18 protein-coding genes and 1 pseudogene are annotated in these 21,459 nt (G+C 68.9%); 11 read left to right on the top strand and 8 right to left on the bottom strand.

The features are described from left to right. Positions 1-141, bottom strand: a pseudogene (locus tag H5J31_RS40500) (PQQ-dependent sugar dehydrogenase); the annotation flags it as partial. Between the two features lie 63 nt (positions 142-204). Between H5J31_RS40500 and H5J31_RS35765 the strand changes: the two are divergent. The 3 genes from H5J31_RS35765 (at position 205) to H5J31_RS35755 (ending at position 2,595) form a co-directional block, all read left to right on the top strand. Beyond that, positions 205-1,110 (top strand): 2-hydroxyacid dehydrogenase, encoded by a 906-nt coding sequence (locus H5J31_RS35765; protein WP_181777110.1) that lies wholly within the window; start codon positions 205-207, stop codon positions 1,108-1,110. Between the two features lie 38 nt (positions 1,111-1,148). Then, the gene (locus H5J31_RS35760) at positions 1,149-1,973 is read left to right on the top strand and encodes a DUF72 domain-containing protein (RefSeq protein WP_181777112.1); all 825 of its coding nucleotides are present in this window, start codon (positions 1,149-1,151) and stop codon (positions 1,971-1,973) included. A gap of 79 nt (positions 1,974-2,052) precedes the next feature. Beyond that, positions 2,053-2,595: a DoxX family protein gene (locus H5J31_RS35755; protein WP_181777111.1), complete on the top strand. Its 543-nt coding sequence runs from the start codon at positions 2,053-2,055 to the stop codon at positions 2,593-2,595. 86 nt (positions 2,596-2,681) lie between these two features. Here the strand turns inward: H5J31_RS35755 and ilvD are convergent, their stop codons facing one another. Continuing rightward, entirely contained in the window at positions 2,682-4,526 is a 1,845-nt protein-coding gene (gene ilvD / locus H5J31_RS35750) for a dihydroxy-acid dehydratase (protein WP_181777109.1), read from the bottom strand. 82 nt (positions 4,527-4,608) lie between these two features. Further along, positions 4,609-5,103 (bottom strand): PH domain-containing protein, encoded by a 495-nt coding sequence (locus H5J31_RS35745; RefSeq protein WP_181777108.1) that lies wholly within the window; start codon positions 5,101-5,103, stop codon positions 4,609-4,611. Positions 5,104-5,520: 417 nt separating this feature from the next. Here H5J31_RS35745 and H5J31_RS35740 point away from each other — a divergent pair, with 417 nt between their 5' ends. From H5J31_RS35740 to H5J31_RS35725, 4 genes are all read left to right on the top strand, one after another. Beyond that, positions 5,521-7,326 (top strand): acetolactate synthase large subunit, encoded by a 1,806-nt coding sequence (locus H5J31_RS35740; RefSeq protein ID WP_456237055.1) that lies wholly within the window; start codon positions 5,521-5,523, stop codon positions 7,324-7,326. Then, positions 7,323-7,829, top strand: coding sequence for an acetolactate synthase small subunit (gene ilvN, locus H5J31_RS35735; protein ID WP_076162709.1), 507 nt, complete (start codon positions 7,323-7,325; stop codon positions 7,827-7,829). The genes H5J31_RS35740 and ilvN overlap by 4 nt, the downstream gene beginning before the upstream one ends. A 33-nt stretch (positions 7,830-7,862) precedes the next feature. Beyond that, positions 7,863-8,876: a ketol-acid reductoisomerase gene (gene ilvC, locus H5J31_RS35730; protein ID WP_037304787.1), complete on the top strand. Its 1,014-nt coding sequence runs from the start codon at positions 7,863-7,865 to the stop codon at positions 8,874-8,876. A 96-nt stretch (positions 8,877-8,972) separates the two neighbouring features. After that, complete coding sequence (locus H5J31_RS35725) at positions 8,973-9,236, top strand: DUF397 domain-containing protein (RefSeq protein WP_181777106.1); 264 nt, start codon at positions 8,973-8,975, stop codon at positions 9,234-9,236. Here H5J31_RS35725 and H5J31_RS35720 read toward each other — a convergent pair. From H5J31_RS35720 to H5J31_RS35700, 5 genes are all read right to left on the bottom strand, one after another. Beyond that, a complete protein-coding gene (locus tag H5J31_RS35720; RefSeq protein ID WP_181777105.1) occupies positions 9,233-10,114 on the bottom strand; it encodes a nuclear transport factor 2 family protein in 882 nt (293 codons plus the stop codon). The genes H5J31_RS35725 and H5J31_RS35720 overlap by 4 nt on opposite strands. Positions 10,115-10,193: 79 nt before the next feature. Continuing rightward, complete coding sequence (locus H5J31_RS35715; protein WP_181777104.1) at positions 10,194-11,135, bottom strand: NADP-dependent oxidoreductase; 942 nt, start codon at positions 11,133-11,135, stop codon at positions 10,194-10,196. A 187-nt stretch (positions 11,136-11,322) separates the two neighbouring features. After that, entirely contained in the window at positions 11,323-12,279 is a 957-nt protein-coding gene (locus H5J31_RS35710; RefSeq protein WP_181777103.1) for an ankyrin repeat domain-containing protein, read from the bottom strand. Beyond that, on the bottom strand, positions 12,263-13,099 hold the full coding sequence (locus H5J31_RS35705) for a TIGR03620 family F420-dependent LLM class oxidoreductase (RefSeq protein ID WP_181777102.1): 837 nt from the start codon (positions 13,097-13,099) through the stop codon (positions 12,263-12,265). The genes H5J31_RS35710 and H5J31_RS35705 overlap by 17 nt, the downstream gene beginning before the upstream one ends. After that, positions 13,096-14,004, bottom strand: a complete 909-nt coding sequence (locus H5J31_RS35700) for a TIGR03620 family F420-dependent LLM class oxidoreductase (protein WP_181777101.1) — start codon at positions 14,002-14,004, stop codon at positions 13,096-13,098. The genes H5J31_RS35705 and H5J31_RS35700 overlap by 4 nt, the downstream gene beginning before the upstream one ends. 96 nt (positions 14,005-14,100) lie before the next feature. Between H5J31_RS35700 and H5J31_RS35695 the strand changes: the two genes are divergently transcribed. From H5J31_RS35695 to H5J31_RS35680, 4 genes are all read left to right on the top strand, one after another. Further along, positions 14,101-14,667, top strand: a complete 567-nt coding sequence (locus tag H5J31_RS35695) for a TetR/AcrR family transcriptional regulator (protein ID WP_181777100.1) — start codon at positions 14,101-14,103, stop codon at positions 14,665-14,667. A gap of 101 nt (positions 14,668-14,768) precedes the next feature. Then, a complete protein-coding gene (gene serA, locus H5J31_RS35690) occupies positions 14,769-16,367 on the top strand; it encodes a phosphoglycerate dehydrogenase (protein WP_181777099.1) in 1,599 nt (532 codons plus the stop codon). Between the two features lie 287 nt (positions 16,368-16,654). Then, positions 16,655-20,059, top strand: a complete 3,405-nt coding sequence (locus tag H5J31_RS35685) for a S8 family serine peptidase (RefSeq protein ID WP_181777098.1) — start codon at positions 16,655-16,657, stop codon at positions 20,057-20,059. A gap of 236 nt (positions 20,060-20,295) precedes the next feature. Next, complete coding sequence (locus H5J31_RS35680; protein WP_181777097.1) at positions 20,296-21,339, top strand: 3-isopropylmalate dehydrogenase; 1,044 nt, start codon at positions 20,296-20,298, stop codon at positions 21,337-21,339. Positions 21,340-21,459 lie beyond the last annotated feature (120 nt).

Genomic DNA, 21,459 nt, shown 5'->3' with positions numbered 1-21,459 from the left:
CTCGGGGGACGGCGGGTTCACCGGGGTGAAGGTCTGGCTGGCCGCCGTATTGTCGAATTTGGCGCAGCCGGAGAGCACGAGTGCGCCGCAGGCCAGCAGAGCCAGCGGCGAAGTCCATTTCCGCCGGTACCGGGTACGCACGAAGACCAGCCTAGGTGGGCGTGCGTGAACCACGGGTAAGCGGCACTGGTTACCGTGGCGATCATGACCGTTACCGTGCTGGTGCCCGACGAAGAGGGTGTGACCGCGCTTTCGGAGATCGAAGGCGTGCGTCCGGTGGTGTACCGACAGGGAGAGCTCGCGCCCGCCGTGGCCGCGGAGGCCCAGGTCCTCGTGACCGGCGGGAAACCGACCGAGGCGATGTGGCGCGAACTGCCGAACGTCAAACTCGTGCAGTTGCTGGTCGCGGGCGCCGAGGACTGGATCGGCAAGGTCCCGGACGGTGTCCTGCTTTCGACCTGCCGGGGAGCGCACGGCGGCAGCTCGGCCGAATGGGTCGTCGCGGTCCTTCTCGCCATCTACCGCGACCTCCACGGGTTCGCCGACGGCCACCGGCGGAAGAACTGGGAGCGCCGGACCACGGACACACTGCAGGGCAAGCGGGCCCTCGTCGTCGGTGCCGGTGACCTCGGCAGGCATCTGCGACGGCGGCTGGAAACCTTCGACGTGCGGTGCACGATGGTCGGCGCGACCGCGCGCGAGGGCGTGCACGGTGTCGACGAACTTCCCGTGCTGCTGCCGGAACACGACGTCACGGTCCTCATGGTGCCGCTGACCCAGCACACCCGCGGCCTCGTCGACGCGGCGTTCCTGGCCGCGATGCCGGACGGCGCGATCCTCGTCAACGTCGCGAGGGGACCGGTCGTGGACACCGACGCGCTCGTCGCGGAACTCGCGTCGGGACGGCTGCGCGCCGCCCTCGACGTCACCGAGCCCGAACCGCTGCCCGACGGGCATCCGCTGTGGGACGTGCCGGGACTGCTGCTGACGCCGCACGTCGGCGGCGCCGTCAGCGGGGTGCGGCAGCGGGCGTACGCCGTGGTGGTCCGCGAGCTGAGCCACTATATGAGTGGGGAACTGCCGAAGAACCTGGTCCACGGCGAGTACTGATCGAGGTGACGGGTGTGGGTCTTCATGTCGGCTGCGCGATGTGGGCGCACAAGGCGTGGGCCGGGCGGTTCGTGCCGCGGGCGATGCCGGCCGGGGAACGCCTCGGGGCCTACGCCGGCTGGTGCAACGCGGTCGAGGGCAACACCACGTTCTACGCGACCCCGGCCCGCGACACCGTCGAGACGTGGGCGCGGCAGACCGACCCCGGCTTCCGGCTGTTGGTCAAGCTGCCCAAGGTCGTCACGCACGAGCGACGGCTCGCCGGTGTCGAGACCGAGATGCGGGCGTTCCTGGACGCGATCGAACCCCTCGGCGAACGGGCGGTCCTGTGGACCCAGTTGCCCGCCTCGTTCGGCCCGTCGGACGCCGACACCCTGGGCCGCTTCCTGCGGCGGCTCCCCGCCGATCGACGGCGCGCCGTGGAAGTGCGTCACCCGGAGTTCTACACCGAAGCCCGCGCGACGTCGCTGCTGGAGCGGACACTCGCCGACGCGAACGCCGAGTGGGTGCCGTTCGACACCGAGGTCTTCTTCCGGAAACCGCCGGTCAGCGAGGCCGAGCAGGACGCCTGGGCCAAGAAACCCCGGCTGCCGCGGCGGACTCGGGCGCTGACCGACCGGCCGATCGTCCGCTACCTGGGCCGGGATTCGACCGAGGAGACCGTCCAGGGGTGGCGCCCGTGGACCGAGGTGGTCGCCGGGTGGCTGCGCGAGGGCCGGTCGCCGACGATCTTCGTGCACACCCCCGACAACGACGACGCACCGGCGCTCGCCCGCCGGTTCCACGACGACGTGCGTGCCCTGGTGCCCGGCCTCGACCCGCTGCCCGAGCCCGAACCGGTCGAGCCCGCGACCCTGTTCTGAGCCTTCACGCCGCACATCAGTCGCTTGACGGGCCCGTTTCGCCTACTCTTCGCGCGTGAGCGATGACTACCAGACCAGCGTGATCTCGGACGTGGCCGAGCCCGACAACGGCCCCGGCCCGGCGGAGACCAGGGGCGGGATCGATCTCGGTCTGCTCGTCCTGCGTGTCGTGCTCGGCGTGACCATGGGCGCGCACGGACTCCAGCACCTCTTCGGCGCCTTCGGCGGGCCCGGGGTCGGCGGCTTCGCCCGGGTGCTCGGCAACTTCGGCTACACGACCCAGACGACGTTGCTCTCCTGGATCACCGGCATCAGCGAAGTCCTCGGGGGCGCGCTCGTGCTGGTGGGCCTGTTCACCCCGATCGGCGCCGCCGCGCTTCTCGGCGTTTGCGCGAACATCGTCTTCGTGAAGTTCGGCGGCGGGTTCTTCCAGCAGTCGGGACAGGGCTTCGAGTTCGAACTCCTGCTGGGCGCGGCTTCGCTGACCGTCCTGCTCGCGGGCGCCGGCCGGATCTCGCTGGACGTCAACACTCCCTGGCGGAAGCGGCCGCTCTCGTTCGGGTTGATCGGGCTGCTGCTGGCGGCCGCGGCTTCGGTCGTGGTGATCGTGCTCTGCCGCTGACGCTCACCTTCGCGCGCGTTATGAACGGACCTTTCATAACAAATCTTGTTATGAAAGGTCCGTTCATAACAGCCGCGAGCAGTCGACTACTTGCTCGGGTCCCGCACGGCGCCGGTGTCGGCCGAGGTCGCCATCCGCGCGTAGGCCCGCAGGGCGGCGGTGACCGGCCGCTCGCGCGAGACCGGCTGCCAAGGCCGCTCGCTCGCGTCCATCTTCGCGCGCCGCTCGGCCAGCACGTCCGCGTCGACGAGCAGTTCGAGACGGCGCTCGTGGACGTCGAGCAGGATCCGGTCGCCGTTCTGGACCAGGCCGATCGCCCCGCCCGCGGCGGCCTCGGGCGAGATGTGCCCGACGGAGATGCCCGAAGAGCCGCCGGAGAACCGGCCGTCGGTGATCAGCGCGCACTTCTTGCCGAGGCCGGAGCCCTTGAGGAACGCGGTCGGGTGCAGCATCTCCTGCATACCGGGGCCGCCCGCCGGGCCCTCGTAGCGGATCACCAGCACCTCGCCGGGCTGGATCTCCTTCTTGAGGATGGCCGAAACCGCCTCCTCCTGGCTTTCCAGCACCCGCGCCGGACCCTCGAAGTGCCAGAGTTCCTCGTCGATGCCCGCGGATTTGATGACCGCGCCGTTCTCGGCGAGGTTGCCGCGCAGGATCGCGAGCCCGCCGTCCTTGGTGTAGGCGTGCTCGACGTCGTGGATGCAGCCGTCCGAAGCGTCGGTGTCCAAAGAGGACCAGCGGTTCTCGGTCGAGAACGCTTCGGTGGTGCGGACCCCGCCCGGCGCCGCGTGGAACAGCTCCACGGCCCGCTCCGAGGGGGCCTTCGCACGAATGTCCCAAGTGGACAGCCAGGACTCGAGGTCCGGCGAGTGCACGGAGTGGACGTCGGTGTTCAGCAGCCCGCCGCGGTACAGCTCGCCCAGGATGGCCGGGATGCCGCCGGCGCGGTGGACGTCCTCCATGTGGTAGTCCGAGTTCGGGGCGACCTTCGACAGGCACGGCACACGGCGGCCGATGGCGTCGATGTCGTCGATGGTGAAGTCGACCTCGCCCTCCTGCGCGGCGGCGAGGATGTGCAGCACCGTGTTGGTCGAGCCGCCCATCGCCATGTCGAGTGCCATCGCGTTCTCGAACGCCTTCTTCGACGCGATCGAGCGGGGGAGCGCGGACTCGTCGTCGGCCTCGTACCACCGCTTGCACAGTTCGACGACCGTGCGGCCCGCGTCCTCGAACAGCGCCTTGCGCGCGGCGTGCGTCGCGAGGGTGGAACCGTTGCCCGGCAGCGAGAGGCCGAGCGCTTCGGTCAGGCAGTTCATCGAGTTCGCGGTGAACATGCCCGAACACGAGCCGCAGGTCGGGCAGGCCGAGCGCTCCACAATGGACAGCCCGTCCTCGTCGACTTCGCTGCTGGCCGAAGCGGAGATCGCGGTGATCAGGTCGGTCGGCGCCTGTGCGACCCCGCCGACGACCACGGCCTTGCCCGCCTCCATCGGCCCGCCGGAGACGAACACCACCGGGATGTTCAGGCGCATGGCGGCGTTCAGCATGCCGGGGGTGATCTTGTCGCAGTTGGAGATGCAGACCAGCGCGTCGGCCTGGTGCGCGTTCACCATGTACTCGACGGAGTCGGCGATGATCTCGCGCGAGGGCAGCGAGTAGAGCATTCCGCTGTGCCCCATGGCGATCCCGTCGTCGACGGCGATCGTGTGGAACTCGCGGGCGACGCCGCCCGCCTCCTTCACCGCACCGGCCACGATCTCGCCGAGGTCCTTGAGGTGCACGTGCCCCGGCACGAACTGGGTGTAGGAGTTCGCGATGGCGACGATCGGTTTGCCGAAGTCGCTGTCGGTCATTCCGGTGGCGCGCCAGAGCGAGCGGGCGCCCGCCGCGTTGCGGCCGTGGGTGGTGGTCCGGGAACGGAGTGGGGGCACGGCTGACTCCAAGGTTCGGGATGGGGACCAGGGCACTGGGTGCCGGCGCGGACGAGCCGGCGCCAAACTGGTCCTACCAATCCTACTCCCCGGACGTCGCCCCGGAACCCTCGGTCTTCTCCGGCGCCTTCTGTTCGGCCGGTTCCTTGGCCTCTTCGGCGCTGTCGGTGAGGCCGGAGGGGTCGGCCATGCGGCCCGCGCTGACCAGCGAGATCACCGGAAGATGCCGGGTGCGCACGGCGGGCAGGGCGATCTTGGTGTCGTCCTGCAGCACCGCCTGCACCTTCGCCTTGTCGGTGATGGCGAGGCCCTTGAGGGAGGACCACGGCAAGTCCCGTCGGCCGAACATCGTGCGGACTTCCAGCCCCTCCGCCGTCGCCGTCGTGCGCGTCCGGATCACGAACACCGCGAGCGCGATCGGGAAGACGTAGAGCCACTGGAGATAGGGCACGTCGCCGAACGCGACAGGCGTCACACAAACGACGAGAAAAGCGATCGCCAATAGCGCCGTGTTCGGAATCTTGAAGACGGCTTTGGGGGCCTCATTCGCCTGTTCCTGCTGCTTTTCTTCTGCCACCCTGAGATGGTGCACCGCCGTCGCCGGGGCGCCGAAAGCGGGTCGCGTAGCCGGGTGACGGTGTCCAGCATGCGGAATCGCCGTCCCGCAGAGTTGACACTCTTGACAGGGACGGACTAGTTTCAGCGTCGTGACAACGCAGACCGGCCTCGTACTTCCCAAGCGCGTCGACGCTTAGGGAAGTCTCCGCTGCGTCGACGCGCGACCCTCGTGCGACCACTCCGGTCGGCGGGGGTTTTTTGTTGCCTGGAAGACTTTCACCAGCCGAGCCAGCCAATGAATACCCGAACGAGTGACTAGACAAGACGAGGCAGACAAGCGATGACTAGTGCCACCTCGCGTGCTGAAGCGAACACCGGACAGGCGTCCGGTACCTCCGGAGCCCGTCCCAAGCCGGCGCCGCCCGCCGGAACCCCGGTGAGGGTCACGGGCGCGCAGTCGCTCGTCCGCTCGCTCGAAGCGGTGGGCGCCGAAGTCGTGTTCGGCATTCCCGGCGGCACCATTCTCCCGGCGTACGACCCGTTGCTCGACTCGACGAAGGTCCGCCACGTCCTGGTCCGCCACGAACAGGGCGCGGGCCACGCCGCCACCGGATACGCGCAGGCGACCGGCAAGGTCGGTGTGTGCATGGCCACGTCGGGCCCCGGCGCGACGAACCTGGTCACCCCGCTGGCCGACGCGAACATGGACTCGGTCCCGGTGGTCGCCATCACCGGTCAGCAGAGCCGCGCGCTGATCGGCACGGACGCCTTCCAGGAAGCCGACATCTGCGGCATCACGATGCCGATCACCAAGCACAACTTCCTGGTCACCGACCCGGCGGACATCCCGCGCACCATCGCGGAGGCGTTCCACCTCGCCTCGACCGGCCGTCCCGGCCCGGTCCTGGTGGACATCCCCAAGGACGTCCTGCAGGAGATGACCTCCTTCTCCTGGCCGACGGAGCTGCGGCTGCCGGGCTACCGGCCCACGCTGCGCCCGCACGGCAAGCAGGTCCGCGAGGCCGCGCGCCTGATCAGCAAGTCGCGCCGCCCGGTCCTGTACGTCGGCGGTGGCGTGATCAAGGCGGACGCGTCGCGCCAGCTGATGGAACTGGCCGAACTGACCGGGATCCCGGTCGTCACCACGCTGATGGCGCGCGGCGCGTTCCCCGACTCGCACCCGCAGCACCTCGGCATGCCGGGGATGCACGGTTCGGTCGCCGCCGTCGCCGCGATGCAGCGGGCGGATCTCCTGATCGCCCTCGGTGCCCGCTTCGACGACCGCGTCACCGGGCAGCTGTCGTCGTTCGCCCCGGACGCCGCGATCGTCCACGCCGACATCGACCCGGCCGAGATCTCCAAGAACCGCAAGGCGGACGTGCCGATCGTCGGCGACTGCGCGGAGATCATCACCGAACTCATCGAGGCCGTCCGCGCCGAGACCGACAAGTCCGCGAAGCCGGACCTGAAGGACTGGTGGACGCAGGCGAGCGCTTGGCGTGACGACTACCCGGCCGGTTACGAATGGCCCGAGGACGGAACGCTTTCGCCGCAGTACGTCATCGAGCGCATCGGTACCCTCGTCGGCCCGGACGCCGTCTACACCGCCGGCGTCGGCCAGCACCAGATGTGGGCCGCGCAGTTCGTCAAGTACGAGAACCCGCGCACCTGGATCAACTCCGGCGGCCTCGGCACGATGGGCTTCGCCGTCCCCGCCGCGATGGGCGCCAAGTTCGGCATGCCGGACAAGCAGGTCTGGGCCATCGACGGCGACGGCTGTTTCCAGATGACGAACCAGGAACTGGCCACCTGCGCCATCGAAGGCGCGCCGATCAAGGTCGCCGTCATCAACAACGGCAATCTCGGCATGGTCCGCCAGTGGCAGAACCTCTTCTACTCGGAGCGGTACTCCAACACCGACCTCGGTACCCACAAACACCGCATCCCCGACTTCACCCTGCTCGCGGAGGCGCTCGGCTGCGCCGGGCTCCGCTGCGAGACCAAGGAGGACGTCGACGCCACCATCCGGCGCGCCATGGAGATCAACGACCGCCCCGTCGTGATCGATTTCGTGGTGGGGAAGGATGCCCAGGTGTGGCCCATGGTGGCCGCGGGCACCGGTAACGACGAAATCATGGCCGTGCGCGGAATCCGCCCGCTCTTCGACGACGACGAAGTCGCCGCCGCGGGTGAAATCGACGCAGCGGAGCTGAACGCCGCCACAGAAGGAGACGCCCGATGAGCGTGCACACCCTGAGCGTTCTGGTGGAGAACAAACCCGGTGTCCTCGCGCGGGTTTCCGGACTGTTCTCCCGGCGTGGTTTCAACATCGAATCCCTCGCCGTCGGGCCCACGGAGAATCCCGAGGTGTCCCGGATGACGATCGTGGTCGCCGTCGAAGAGCTACCGCTCGAACAGGTGACCAAACAGCTCAACAAGCTGGTCAACGTCATCAAGATCGTGGAATTGGAAAAGTCCACAGCCGTGCAGCGCGAACTGCTGCTGGTCAAGGTCCGGGCCGACGCCACCGTGCGAAGCCAGGTCCTCGAGACAGTCCAGCTTTTCCGCGCGAAAGTGGTGGATGTGTCCCCCGAGGCGCTCACCGTCGAAGCCACCGGGACCTCGGACAAGATCGGTGCCCTCCTGCGAATGCTGGAGCCCTATGGCATTCGGGAACTGGTCCAGTCCGGAATGGTCGCGGTCGGCCGTGGCGCCCGATCCATTACCGCCACCTCAGCTCGATAACTTTGTAAGTCAGGAAAGGAAGTAGTACCCCTCATGGCAGTGGAAATCTTTTACGACGACGACGCGGACCTTTCGATCATCCAGGGTCGCAAGGTCGCCGTGATCGGCTACGGCAGCCAGGGTCACGCGCACTCGCTCAGCCTGCGCGACTCCGGTGTCGACGTCCGCATCGGGCTGCCCGAGGGCTCGAAGTCGCGGGCGAAGGCCGAGGAGCAGGGCCTGCGCGTGCTGACCCCCGCCGAGGCCAGCGCCGAAGCCGACCTGATCATGATCCTCGCGCCCGACACCAAGCAGCGCGCGATCTACGAGAAGGACATCGAGCCGCACCTCAAGGACGGCGACGCGCTGTTCTTCGGTCACGGCTTCAACATCCGCTACGACCTGATCAAGCCGCCGGCCAACGTGGACGTCGCCATGGTCGCCCCGAAGGGCCCGGGCCACCTGGTCCGCCGCCAGTTCGTCGACGGCAAGGGCGTCCCGGCGCTCATCGCGGTCGAGCAGGACGCCTCCGGCAACGCGCAGGCGCTCGCGCTGTCCTACGCCGCCGCCATCGGTGGCGCCCGCGCCGGCGTCATCAAGACGACCTTCACCGAGGAGACCGAGACCGACCTCTTCGGCGAGCAGGCCGTCCTCTGCGGTGGCGCCTCCGCGCTGGTGCAGACCGGTTTCGAGGTGCTCACCGAGGCCGGCTACGCCCCGGAGATCGCCTACTTCGAGGTGCTGCACGAGCTGAAGCTGATCGTCGACCTCATGTACGAGGGCGGCATCGCGCGTCAGCGTTACTCGATCTCCGACACCGCCGAGTACGGCGACCTGACCCGCGGCCCGCGCGTCATCTCGCCGGCGGTCAAGGAAGAGATGAAGAAGATCCTCGGCGAGATCCAGGACGGCACCTTCGCTCGCGAATGGGTCGCCGAGGACGAGGCCGGACGGCCGAACTTCACCAAGCTCGAGGAGCAGGGCAACCAGCATCCGATCGAGGAGACCGGCAAGAAGCTGCGCGACCTGATGTCGTGGGTGGACCGGCCGATCACCGAAACGGCTTGATCTTCGCCTGAGTCGTGACCGAAGGGGCCTTTCCTCGTGGGTGAAACGAGGAAAGGCCCCTTCGTTTTGCGTGCCCGAAAGCGATAACGTGGGCGTATGAGCGAGCAGCCGGTGGACGACAAGGCCCACATCCGGCACGAACTGGACCTGAGCGACGCGACGTGGATCCGGGCGGAACCGGAAGGCGCCGATCTCGACGACTGCGTCGAGTACGCCATGGTCCCGCACACCGACGGCGTCACCTACACCGCGATGCGCCAGTCCTCGAATCGGGACGGCACCGTCCTGGTTTTCACGCCTTCGGAATGGGACGCGTTCGTGAAAGGCGTCCGGGACGGCGAATTCGACCTTCCGGCCTAAACGAGCGCGAAGAGTTCGTCCAGGCGCCCGCCCGCGGCCGCGAGCGCCAGGTGATCGGCGTAGTCACGGGATTCGACGATCAGCCCGTCGCGCACGCGCACCACGAAGATGTTGGCGACCCGGAATTCGGGGCTGCCTCCCGCCGTGCCCTGGTAGGCGAACTCGCCGATCACGACTTCCGGGTCGAGGGTTTCGTGGATCACCAGATCGCGGACCTGGAACCGGACTCGGTGCTGCTCGCCGAACTTGAAGTGCTCGTGCAGGTCTTGCCGGGTCTTCAGCGTCTTCGCCCCGGGAAGGAACGGATGCGTGACATGGGTTTCCTCGGCGTAGAGCGCTGACAGCTCACTCCACTTGCCATCCGCGACGCCGTAGACGAGCTGCTCGAACACGCCGCGCGGGCTTTTCGGATCCGCCGTCGACTCCGGGCGGGGCGGGACCGGCGTGAGTTCCCGTTCCGCGGTTTCGTAGCTCTTCTTCAGGTCTTCCAGACCGTCGAGCGCGGTGATGAGGCGCAGGTAGTCGTGATAGTCACGGGAGTGCGCGATGAGGCCTTCGCGCACCCGGAGGAGCTGGATATTGGCGATGTCGAAGGGTTTCCCGGTGTCGAGTGCTTCGCCGACGTTGCGGTACTCGGCGATGATCACCTCTGGGTCGGTTGTCCCGTGAACCAGGACATCTGTCCGGTCCATACGTACGTTGAACCCTCCGCTGAAGGCCTTCCGGAGCGTTTCGCGACCCTCGAAGCGGGTCGGCACGGGCGGGCGCTGCGGGTTCTCGACGACGGCGTCTTCCGTGTAGAGGGCGAAAATCTCGTCCCAGCGCCGGGCGGTGATGTCGTCGGAAAGCTTGTCGAAGACGTCGCGGGGTGTGGTCATGGGTCCTCCCAGTAGGACAAAGCGGAGTCTGTAGTCCGTCTTTGACGATACGGACTCCAGACTCCGCTTGTCTACCGGGTCAATCCACGACGGAGAGGACGATCTTTCCCGTGCTCCGGCCCGCGGCCCCGAGTTCCTGTGCCTTCGCGGCCTCTTCCAGCGGGAACACGGTGTCGATCGTCGGCTTGAGCCGCCCGCTCTCGACGAGTTCAGTGAGCGCGAGCAGGCCTGCGCGATCCGGCTCGGCGAGAGTGAACCCGGCGGTGACCCCGGCCGCGTCGGCCAGTTCGGGCAGGCGCTCGTCGTTGGTGCGGGTCAGCTGGACGAGCCTGCCGCCGCGGCGCAGCGTCTTGAGCGACCGCGGCCCGTACCCCAGGCCGATCGTGTCGAGGACGACGTCGACGTCGCGGACCTCTTCGGCGAAGTCGGTGGTGCGATAGTCGAGGAGTTCGTCCGCGCCGAGCCCGAAGAGGAAGTCGTGCTTGGCCGCGCTGGCCGTCCCGATCACGTACGCGCCGCGCGCCTTGGCGATCTGGACCGCGATATGCCCGACCCCGCCCGCCGCCGCGTGGATCAAGACGCGTTCCCCCGGCCGGAGGTCCGCCGTTTCGACGAGACTTTGCCAGACCGTGAGCCCCGCGAGCGGGACCGCCGCCGCGTGCACATGGTCCAAAGTAGACGGTTTGGGCGCGAAGTGACGGCTCGGTGCTGCCACGTATTCGGCGTAGGCCCCGGCCTGGAACGGGAACGACGGCATGCCGAAGACCTCGTCGCCGGGGGAGAACAGGGACGCGCCCGCGCCGACGTCGGCGACCACGCCGGAAACGTCCCAGCCGAGGATGTACGGCGGATCGCCCATCGGGCCGATCCCGCCGGTCTCGCGAGTCTTCCAGTCGACCGGGTTGACGCCGGCGGCGTGTACCCGGACCAGGATCTGAGTCGGGCCGGGGACCGGTCTCTCGACGTCGACGAGTTCGAGGACTTCGGGGCCGCCCAGGCGGTTCTGGCTGATCGCTCGCATGGGTTCATTGTTCGGCGAGCGTCGTACTTTCGGCGAGGGCCCGGGGGGCCACGCGCCGTCAGGATCGGGACAGGTGGGTCGTGGCCGATAGTGCCCCCGGATGCTATGAACGGCCCGTTACTTGCAAATTTTGCAAGTAACGGGCCGTTCATAGCGCGCGCGTGAGGCGGCTACGGCGGGGTCGCGCTCAAGCGCCCCGAAGGACCGCCAGGATCTCCCGCTGCTCGAAGTGCTCGGCCCACCCGATCGCCGACGACGAGTACAGTCCGTCCTCGACCGAAGGATCCGCCCCCACCTCCAGCAACGCCCGGACCACCGCGACATGTCCACCCTGCACCGCCAGATGCAGCGCCGTGACGCCCTTCCCGTGCGAAAGACCCCCGAACGTTCCCCGATGGTTCACCGCGGCCCCGAGTTCGGCCAAAGTCCCGATCACCGAAGCCTTTCCTTGCGCCGCTGCCCAGGTCAGCGCCGTCCCGCGATAGACGTCGGAGTCCACCCCGGCACCCCGTGCCACCAACGTCCGCACGGCGGCGGACCGGTCATTGCGCGCGGCCCAGGCAAGCGCCTCGTCGAGGATTTCGGCGGGATCGTCGCTCGGTCGCCATTCCGGGAAACCGCTGTGCGGCCGGTAGAACTCGCGATGCGCGCCGGCGGCCGGGGTGAGCGTGCCGTCCGGTGCGACCAGGGAGTCGAGCAGGTCGGCACGCCCGAGTCCGGCGGCGACACGGAGGTTGCCGGGGGAGACGCTCTGCGCGGCCAGGAGTTCGGCGGCCTCGCGGTGGCCCCAGAACAACGCGGCCACCAGCGGCGTCCCGCCGTCGCCGCGGGCGGAGACGTCGACGGGGGCGCCCGCGTCGAGCAACATCGTGACCAGCAGCGGCAGCCCGAGGTAGCCGGCCTGGTGCAGCGCCGTCCAGCCGTGCACGTTCGCCGACGCGGGATCGGCCCCGTGGTCGAGCAGGAGCCGGCACAGTCGCTCGTCGCGGGTCGCGGCGGCCATACCGAGCAGGTCGTTCCCGTTCTTCCCGTGTGCGTGGACCAGGGTGGGCAGGTCCCCGATCAGGCGCGCGAGCCCGGCGAGATCCCGCGCGTCGATCAGTTCGTGCGCCTTGTCGAAGGCCAGTTCAGCTGGTGACGTCACGCTTCCGCACGCTACCGGCCACCCCCGACAAAAGCCGCCATTCCGTCAGCGGGATCCGCTCGTCCTCGGTCAGGACCTGCAGACAGACGTGGTCCGCGCCCGCGTCCAGATGCGCCTGGATCCGCGCGGAGATCGCGTCCTCCCCGATGGCGACCAGTGCGTCGACCAGCCGATCGGAGCCGTAATCCGCTTCGGTGACGCCGAACCGCCGCAGATTCGCCTGGTGATGGGGCGCCTGCTCCAGGTACGCCGACACGTGCTTCCGGGCGATCTCCCGATCCGGGCCCAGTACGACGGCCTGCTCGACGGCGAGGAAGGCCGAAGGGCCCATGATCTCCCGCGCCTGCGCGGTGTGCTCGACGGGGACGAAGTACGGATGCGCGCCGTCGGTGCGTTCCGCCGCCAGGGAAAGCATCTTCGGCCCCAGCGCGGCCAGTAGCCGCAGATGCGGGGAGTCCGGTGTGGACAGTTCGGTCCCGTCCATCCCGTCGAGGTACCCGCGGATCGCTTCCAGTGGTCTCGTACCCCGCCGATGCCCGCCCAGGCCGAGGACGAACCGGCCCGGATAGGCCTCCGCGAGCGTCCGCCCGGCGGCCGCGGCGGTGGCCGGTTCGCGTTGGTCGAACCGCGCGATGCCGGTGGCGACCTTCAGCCTGGACGTCGCCGCCAGCAGCAGACCCGCCTGCGTGAACGCCTCCCTGCCCAGGTATTCGCCGAACCACAGCGTGTCGAAGCCCAGCTCCTCGACCTCCGAGGCGGCATCGCGGACGGCGCCGATCTCCTTGCCGTCGAAGGAGAACGTCCAGATCCCGACGCTCATCGGGTGATCGCCGTCAGCGCCGGGGCGAGCTTTTCGAGCTGCTCCACGAGGTTCGCCAGATCGTCCCCCACGGGACTGACGAGCACGGTGTCCGCGCCGGCGTCGACGAGTTCCTTGATCCGCCGCGCGATCCTCTCCTCGTCGCCCCAGGCGGTCAGCCCGTCCACGAGCCGGTCGCTGACGTCGTCGATGTCGGCCTCGGTGTAGCCCAGCCGCTTCCAGCCTTCGACGTAGTGCGGGATCTCGTACCGCTTCATGAGTTCGATGTTCTTCGCCACGCTCGCCCGCGCCTGTTCGCGGTCGCCGAGCAGGACGGAATGGACCGGGATGAGCAGCTTGTCCGGTCCGAGGATCTCGCGTGAGTACGGTGTGTGCTCGAAAGGCTGGGCGAAGGGATGCGCGCCGTCCGTCATCTCCCGCGCGAGTTCGAGCATCTTGGGCCCGACGGCGGCGAGGATCCGCGGAAACGGGACCGGCGAAGGGGATTCGGCCTCCGCCTTGTCCATGGCCGCGAGGTACTCCCGGGTTTGTTCGAGCGGCCGGTAGTCCGAGCCGGACTTCGCGGCCTGGCTCGCGTGGCCGATCCCGACACCGAGCACGAACCGGCCGGGGAACGCGTGTGCCAGCGTCCGGCCGCCGCTCTGTGTCGTGTAGGCGGGCCTCGACCAGATGTTGGCGATGCCGGTGCCGATCACCACTCGTCCGGTGGAAGCGAGCGTGACGCCGCTGTGGGCGAAGAGCTCCCGGCCGCCGGGGCCCTCACCGCCCCACACGGTGGGATAGCCCAGCTCTTCGAGGCGACGCAACGCGCGCAGTTCCACGTCCGGTGGCGGCGCCAACGGGGCGAGCGGCAGCCAGACTCCCACCGGGCCCAGCCGGTCACGGGTTTCTTCGATCAGGTTCATTCAACTCTCCCCAGCTAACATGAGGCAGCCTCCGGTTACGTCGCCGGACTATACGGAGGCTGCCTCCGATTTGTCGAGACTAGGCTCAGGGGCGCGATGGACACCGAGAAGAAACCGCTGCGCGCGGACGCCCGGCGCAACTACGAGCGCCTCCTCGAAGAGGCGAGGCGTGCCTTCGCCGCGCGCGGCGTCGAGGCCTCGCTGGAGGACATCGCCCGCAACGCCGGCGTCGGCATCGGGACGCTCTACCGGCACTTCCCGACGCGCGAAGCCCTCGTCGAGACGGTGCTTCGCGAGCGGTTCGACGCGCAGGCTTCGGCGGCGCGCGACCTTCTCGAGTCCCCGGAGCCGCTGAAGGCGCTGAAGGGCTGGCTCGCCGGACTCGGCGAGCAGTCGGCCACTTACCGGGGACTACCCGACCTGATGGTCGACGTCCTCAACGACGAGGCCTCGCCGCTCTATGCGTCGTGTCACTCGATGCAGGACGGCGTGTCCCATCTGGTGGAAAGGGCGAAGGCCGCCGGAGAGCTCAGGGCGGACGTCACAGCGCACGAATTACTGGTGCTGCTGCACGCGCTTTCCTGGGCCAGTGAACATCTTTCGGGTGACAAAGGCCTCGAACGGCTCCTCGATCTCGTTTTCGCGGGATTACGGGCGAGTTAACAATCCCCTGTCACCAGGTCTAAACTGCGGCGCAACCGGGCACAACGGCGTGACCGTCAACAGTGAGTCGCAGGCACAGACCAGATAGTGGGAGCCGTATCGTGACCAAGCCGAACAAGCCCGTCGTCCTCATCGCGGAGAAGCTCGCGCCTTCCGTATTGAGCGTCTTCTCCGACGAGGTCGAGGTCCAGCATGTGGACGGTACCGACCGTCCCGCGCTGCTCGAGGCCGTGAAGTCGGCGGACGCGCTGCTCGTGCGGTCCGCGACCAAGGTCGACGCCGAGGTCCTCGCCGCCACCACCACGCTGAAGGTCGTCGCCCGCGCCGGCGTCGGCCTGGACAACGTCGAGGTCCCCGCCGCCACCGAACGCGGTGTGCTGGTGGTCAACGCGCCGACGTCGAACATCGTCTCCGCCGCCGAGCACGCCGTCGCGCTGCTGCTCGCGGTCGCGCGCCGGGTCCCGGCCGCGGACCAGAGCCTCCAGGGCGGCGCGTGGAAGCGCAGCGCCTACTCCGGCGTCGAGCTCCAGGGCAAGACCGTCGGCGTGGTCGGCCTCGGCAAGATCGGGCAGCTGTTCGCGCAGCGTCTCGCGGCCTTCGACACCAAGCTCATCGCGTACGACCCCTACGTCTCGGCCGCCCGCGCCGCGCAGCTCGGCATCGAGCTGGTCACGCTGGACGAACTGCTGGAGCGCGCGGACGCGATCTCCATCCACCTGCCGAAGACCCCGGAGACCAAGGGGCTGATCGGTGCCGAGGCGCTCAAGAAGGTCAAGCAGGGCGTCATCATCGTCAACGCCGCGCGCGGCGGCCTCATCGACGAGCAGGCGCTGGCGGACGCGGTGAGCTCCGGGCACGTCGGCGGTGCGGGTGTCGACGTGTTCGTCACCGAGCCCACCACCGAGAGCCCGCTGTTCGGGCTGCCGAACGTCGTCGTCACCCCGCACCTGGGCGCTTCGACCGCCGAGGCGCAGGACCGCGCGGGCACCGACGTCGCGAGGTCCGTGCTGCTCGCGCTGCGCGGCGACTTCGTGCCGGACGCGGTGAACGTGGCCGGCGGCGGCACGGTCGGCGAGCACGTGCGGCCGTACCTCTCGCTCACCCAGAAGCTCGGCACCGTGCTGACCGCGCTCAACCCGAAGGCGCCGACCTCGGTCACCGTCGTGGTCAAGGGCGAACTGTCCAACGAGGACGTCAGCGTGCTGCCGCTCGCGGCCGAACGCGGCGTGTTCTCGGGCGTCGTCGAGGACCAGGTCACCTTCGTGAACGCGCCGCGCGTCGCCGAGGAGCTGGGTGTCCAGGTCGACCTGGTCATCGAGCCGGAGAGCCCCAAGTTCCGCAGCCTGGTCACCGTCCGCGCGGTCCACGCCGACGGCCAGACCCTTTCGGTGTCCGGTTCGGTCACCGGCAAGGACGAGGTCCCGAAGCTGGTCGAGGTCAACGGCCGCCACTTCGACCTCCGCGCCGAGGGCAACGTGCTGCTGCTCGAGTACCCGGACCGCCCGGGCATCATGGGCCGCGTCGGCACGCTGCTCGGCGAGGCGGGCATCAACATCGAGGCCGCGCAGATCAGCCAGACCACCGACGGCGCGGACGCGGTCATGCTGCTGCGCGTGGACCGTTCCGTGGACTCGCACCTGCTGGAGCCGATCGGCGCCACCGTCGGCGCGCACACGATCCGCGCGGTCAACTTCGGCTGACCTGCGAAATCCGTACAACGAAAGCCGCGTCCCCTGGGGCGCGGCTTTCGTTATATGGCAACGAATTGCCGTCATGTCTCGCGAGTAGTCGACCACTTGCGAAGAGCAAGATTCAATAACGGTGAAAAATGCCTACTGAAGTCGGGCTGGTCCCCGGATAGGTTCTTCCGGCGAGGCCGAACCATCGCGCCGTCAAGGGCACGGCGCGGCGCCGGGGCTCACCGTCGGGGGTGTGTTCGAGCGGCAGGCAGGTTCCGAGTCAAGGCCTCGAGTGAGGGCACGAACTCATGAACAGATCCCGCGTACCCCGGTGGGCCATCCGCTCATCGGCCGCGGTCTTCGCCGCGCTGCTCGCGACGTCCGTGACCGGGGCGACGGCAGCCGCACAGGATGTCCCGCTCGCGGACGGCATCACGCCGGCGAAGATCGACCGTAACGGCTTCCAGGGGAAGGTGGAGCCGAAGCTCAAGGCCGCCCAGGGCAAGATCACCGCCTTCGTCGAGCTGGCCAAGCAGCCCGCCGTCGACGCCTTCAACGCCGAGCAGAACAAGGGCGCGGGCAAGGAGAAGGCCAAGCAGGCCGCGAAGGCCGCCAAGGCCGACGCCGGCGCCGCGGTGAACTCCGTCGTCGGGCAGCTCAAGGCCGCCGACGCCGGCACCCAGCTGGTCACCCAGACCTCCAACGCGGTCGCGGGCGCGGTCGTCACGGCCGACGCGGCGAAGATCCGCGAGCTGGCCAAGCGGCCGGACGTCGTCTCCGTCAAGACGGTGGTGCCGAAGACCCGCACCAACTCCAGCGCGGTCCAGCTGACCAACACGCTGGCCTCGTGGCAGCAGACCGGCCGCTACGGCGACGGCATCCGCGTCGGCGTGATCGACGACGGCATCGACTACACCCACGCCGACTTCGGCGGCCCCGGCACCGCCGCGGCGTACAACGCGATCAACCGCGACCAGGCCACCCCGGCCTTCCCGACCGACAAGGTCGTGGGCGGTATCGACCTGGTCGGCGACGCCTACGACTCGGGCAGCGACGACCCGGCCCTCAAGACCCCGAAGCCCGACCCCAACCCGCTTTCCTGCGGCCACCACGGCACGCACGTCGCGGGCACGGTCGCCGGTTACGGCGTGGGCGCCGACGGCAAGACCTTCACCGGCGACTACAAGAAGCTGAACAAGAAGAAGATCGAAGAGATGCAGATCGGCCCGGGCACCGCGCCCAAGGCCCTGCTGTACGCGATCAAGGTCTTCGGCTGCGACGGCTCCACCAACGTCACCTCGCAGGCGCTGGACTGGTCGCTCGACCCGGACGGTGACGGCGACTTCACCGACCACCTCGACGTGGTCAACCTGTCGCTGGGCGGCGACTTCGCCACCCCGGACGACCCGGACTCGCTGTTCGTGCGCAAGATCGCCGCGAACAACGTCGTGCCGGTGTTCTCCGCGGGCAACGGCGGCGACCTCAACGACGTCGGCGGCGCGCCGGGCAACACGCCCGAGGCGCTGACCGTCGCGAGCAGCCGCGACGCGTCCGTTCTTCGTGACGCCGTCGAGGCCGTGGCCCCCGCCGGGGTCAAGGGCGCGAAGACCGGCCAGTTCAGCCAGAACTACGCGACCTACGACACGCTGGACGTCACCGCGCCGGTGGTCACGCTGTCCGCCGCCAACGCGGCCGGTTGTGCCCCGTACTCCGACGCCGACAAGGCGAAGGCCGCGGGCAAGATCGTCTGGCTCGAATGGGACGACAACGACGCGACCCGCGCCTGTGGTTCGGGCGCCCGTTCGAACAACGCGCAGGCCGCCGGTGCCAAGGGCGCCCTGTTCTCCTCGACGCTGGAGCACTTCTCGGCCGGTATCGCGGGCAACGCGGCCCTGCCGACGTTCCAGCTCACCGGCAGCGCGACCGCGTCGCTGCGCCCGGCGCTGACCGCGGGCACGCTGCAGATCCGCATGACCGGCAAGGGCCGCGTGTCCGTGCCGACCACGGATCAGTCCATTGTGGACACCCCGAGCTCGTTCACCTCGCGTGGCGGTCGCGGACCGGCCGTGAAGCCGGACGTCGCCGCGCCCGGTGACTCGATCTCGTCGGCGCTGAGCGGCAGTGGCGCCGGACGCCTGGTCATCTCCGGGACGTCGATGGCGGCTCCGCACACTTCGGGTATCACCGCCCTGATCCGTCAGGCGCACCCGGACTGGTCGGTCGAGGAGGTCAAGGCCTCGGTCATCAACACCGCCGGCCACGACATCCACGACGCTTCGGGCCGCACCTACGGTCCGCAGCGCGTCGGCAGCGGCCGGATCGACGCGAAGGCCGCGCTGGACAACCAGGTCCTGGCCCACGTCGTCGACAACCCCGGCTTCGTCACGGTCAACTTCGGCGTCGTCGAAGCGGGCGGCCCGGTCACCGCGACCAAGACGGTCAAGGTGGTCAACAAGGGCATCAAGCCGGTCGAGTACTCGGTGGGCTACGAAGCCGTGAACTCGCTCCCCGGTGTCGAGTACACAGTGGACAAGCCGACGGTGAAGCTGAGCCCGCGCGGTGTCGCACTGGTGAAGGTGACCCTGAAGATCGCCGACCCCAAGGCGCTCCGCAAGGTCATGGACCCGACCATGGCGGCCTCGCAGGTCGGGCTCGCCCGGCAGTTCGTGGCGGACGCCTCCGGCCGGATCGCGTTCACCCCGAAGAGCGGCACGACCGTTCCGCTGCGTCTCTCGGTGTACTCCGCGCCGAAGCCCGTCTCGTCCATCAACACCCCGGGCAACGTCAACTTCGGTGCCGGCCAGAACCAGGCCGTCCTGAACCTGACCGGCAAGGGCGTGGACCAGGGCAGCGGCCCGCAGCGGTACCGCTCGCTGATCAGCGTGCTCGAACTGCAGGCGGAATCCCCGCAGCTGCCCGAGTGCGACGGCGACATCACCACCGACTGCACGCTGAACCAGACCGCCAAGGGTGCCGACCTGCGCTACATCGGCGCGGCGTCCACGGCTCCGCTGGCCAAGGCGCAGGGTGAACCGGAGAACGCGTTGCTGGCCTTCGGTCTCACCACCTGGAGCGACCTGGCCAACCTGGGCAGCAACACCTCGCCGTTCGTCGACATCGACACCACGGGCGACGGGCAGCCGGACTTCGAGACCTACGTGACCAAGGTGACGTCGACCGACGTCCTCGTGGCGGTCACCGTGGCCCTGAAGCCGGGCTTCCCGCAGGTTGACATCCAGCCGATCAACGGCCAGCTCGGCGACGTCGACACCAACGTGTACGACACCAACGTCGTCGTCCTGCCGGTGAGCATCGCCGCGCTGGGCATCGACCCGAACGCCGCGTCGCACAAGATCAGCTACACCGTCGGGACCTCCGGGTTCTACGCGGCGCCGGGTGCGGACTCGTCGACGATCGACTACGTCGGCACGCCGCTCTCGTTCGACGCCTTGGCTCCCGCGTACACCGTCCAGGGCGGCGGCGACGCCGCGCTGGGCTACGTCGCGAAGCCGGGTACGGCGCTGGTGGTCAACCGCAACGCGGCCGCGCAGGACACCGTCCTGGGTCTGCTGGCGATCGAGCACCACAACGCCTCGGGCAACCGGGCGAACGTGGTGAAGGTCCAGACGAACTCGGGTGGCGGCAACGCGGGTGTCGACCGGCCGGGCAACGGCGGACGGCACACCGGACGTCAGCCGATCGGTGTCGGCTGATCCCGTAGTGCGGTAACCCGCGTTCGATGAGGTGAGGGACGCCCTGGCGGCAAGCTTTCCGCCAGGGCGTCCCTTCTTGTATTCACTCTTTCGGCTGTCTCGCTCTGTGGGAGATTCCGGCATAAGGGTGGTGCGGCTACGGCTACCGGGCTACGGCCGGTAACCTTCCGCTGCTGGCGTTTTCTTGCGGATGGGCCATCCGGACGGCCGGTGGCCTGGTCTACGGAGGTGTGTGGATGCGGCTCGCGGTGATCCCAGGTGACGGGATCGGGCCCGAAGTGGTCTCCGAGGCGCTCAAGGTGCTCGGCGAGGTAGTACCGACGGCGGAGATCACGAACTACGACCTCGGCGCCGCCAGGTGGCACTCCACCGGTGAGCTGCTTCCGGAGTCCGTGCTCGGTGAACTCCGTCAGCACGATGCGATCTTGCTGGGCGCGGTGGGCGACCCGACGGTGCCGAGCGGCATTCTGGAGCGTGGGCTGCTGCTGCGGCTCCGGTTCGAGCTCGACCACCATGTGAACCTCCGCCCTGCGCGGCTTTACCCGGGCGTGCGCGGCCCGCTCGCCGATTCGGGCGAGATCGACATGGTCGTCGTGCGCGAAGGCACCGAAGGCCCGTACGCGGGCAACGGTGGCCTGCTGCGCAAGGACACCGAACACGAAATCGCGACGGAGGTCAGCGTCAACACGGCGTTCGGCGTCCGGCGCGTCGTGACCGACGCGTTCAACCGTGCCGAGGCGCGGCCGCGCAAGCACCTGACGCTCCTGCACAAGACGAACGTGCTGGAGTACGCGGGCTCGCTGTGGTCGCGGATCGTCGAAGAGGTCTCGTTGGAGCACCCGGAGGTGACGGTCGCCTACTCACACGTGGACGCGGCCACCATCCACCTGGTGACCGACCCGTCCCGGTTCGACGTCGTGGTGACGGACAACCTGTTCGGCGACATCATCACCGACCTCGCGGCGGCGGTGACCGGCGGAATCGGGCTCGCGGCGAGCGGGAACCTCGACATCACGCGGCGGAACCCGAGCATGTTCGAGCCGGTGCACGGCAGCGCGCCGGACATCGCGGGCCAGGGTCTCGCCGACCCGACCGCCGCGGTGCTCTCGGTCTCGCTGCTGCTGGACCACTTGGGACAGAAGGAGGCGGCGCGGCGGATCGAGGCCTCGGTGGCCTTCGATCTCGCGACCCGCGACCAGGCGTCGCCGGGTGCGACGCACGCGATCGGTGACCGGCTGGCGGCCCTCGTGTCGTCGAACGTGCGCCCGGTCACGCAGTAGTCGGAAGTGCTATGAACGGCCCGTTACTTGCAAATTTCGCAAGTAACGGGCCGTTCATTGCGTTCGGGGACCGGCTTGGTCGCGACCACCTCGCCCCGGCCGGTCCGCCGGGGAGACGAC

The sequence above is a fragment of the Amycolatopsis pittospori genome, assembly GCF_013870525.1.
GTDB lineage: Bacteria > Actinomycetota > Actinomycetes > Mycobacteriales > Pseudonocardiaceae > Amycolatopsis > Amycolatopsis pittospori.
Note: the sequence above shows the minus strand (reverse complement) of the source record. Positions and strands in the feature narration are given on the sequence as shown.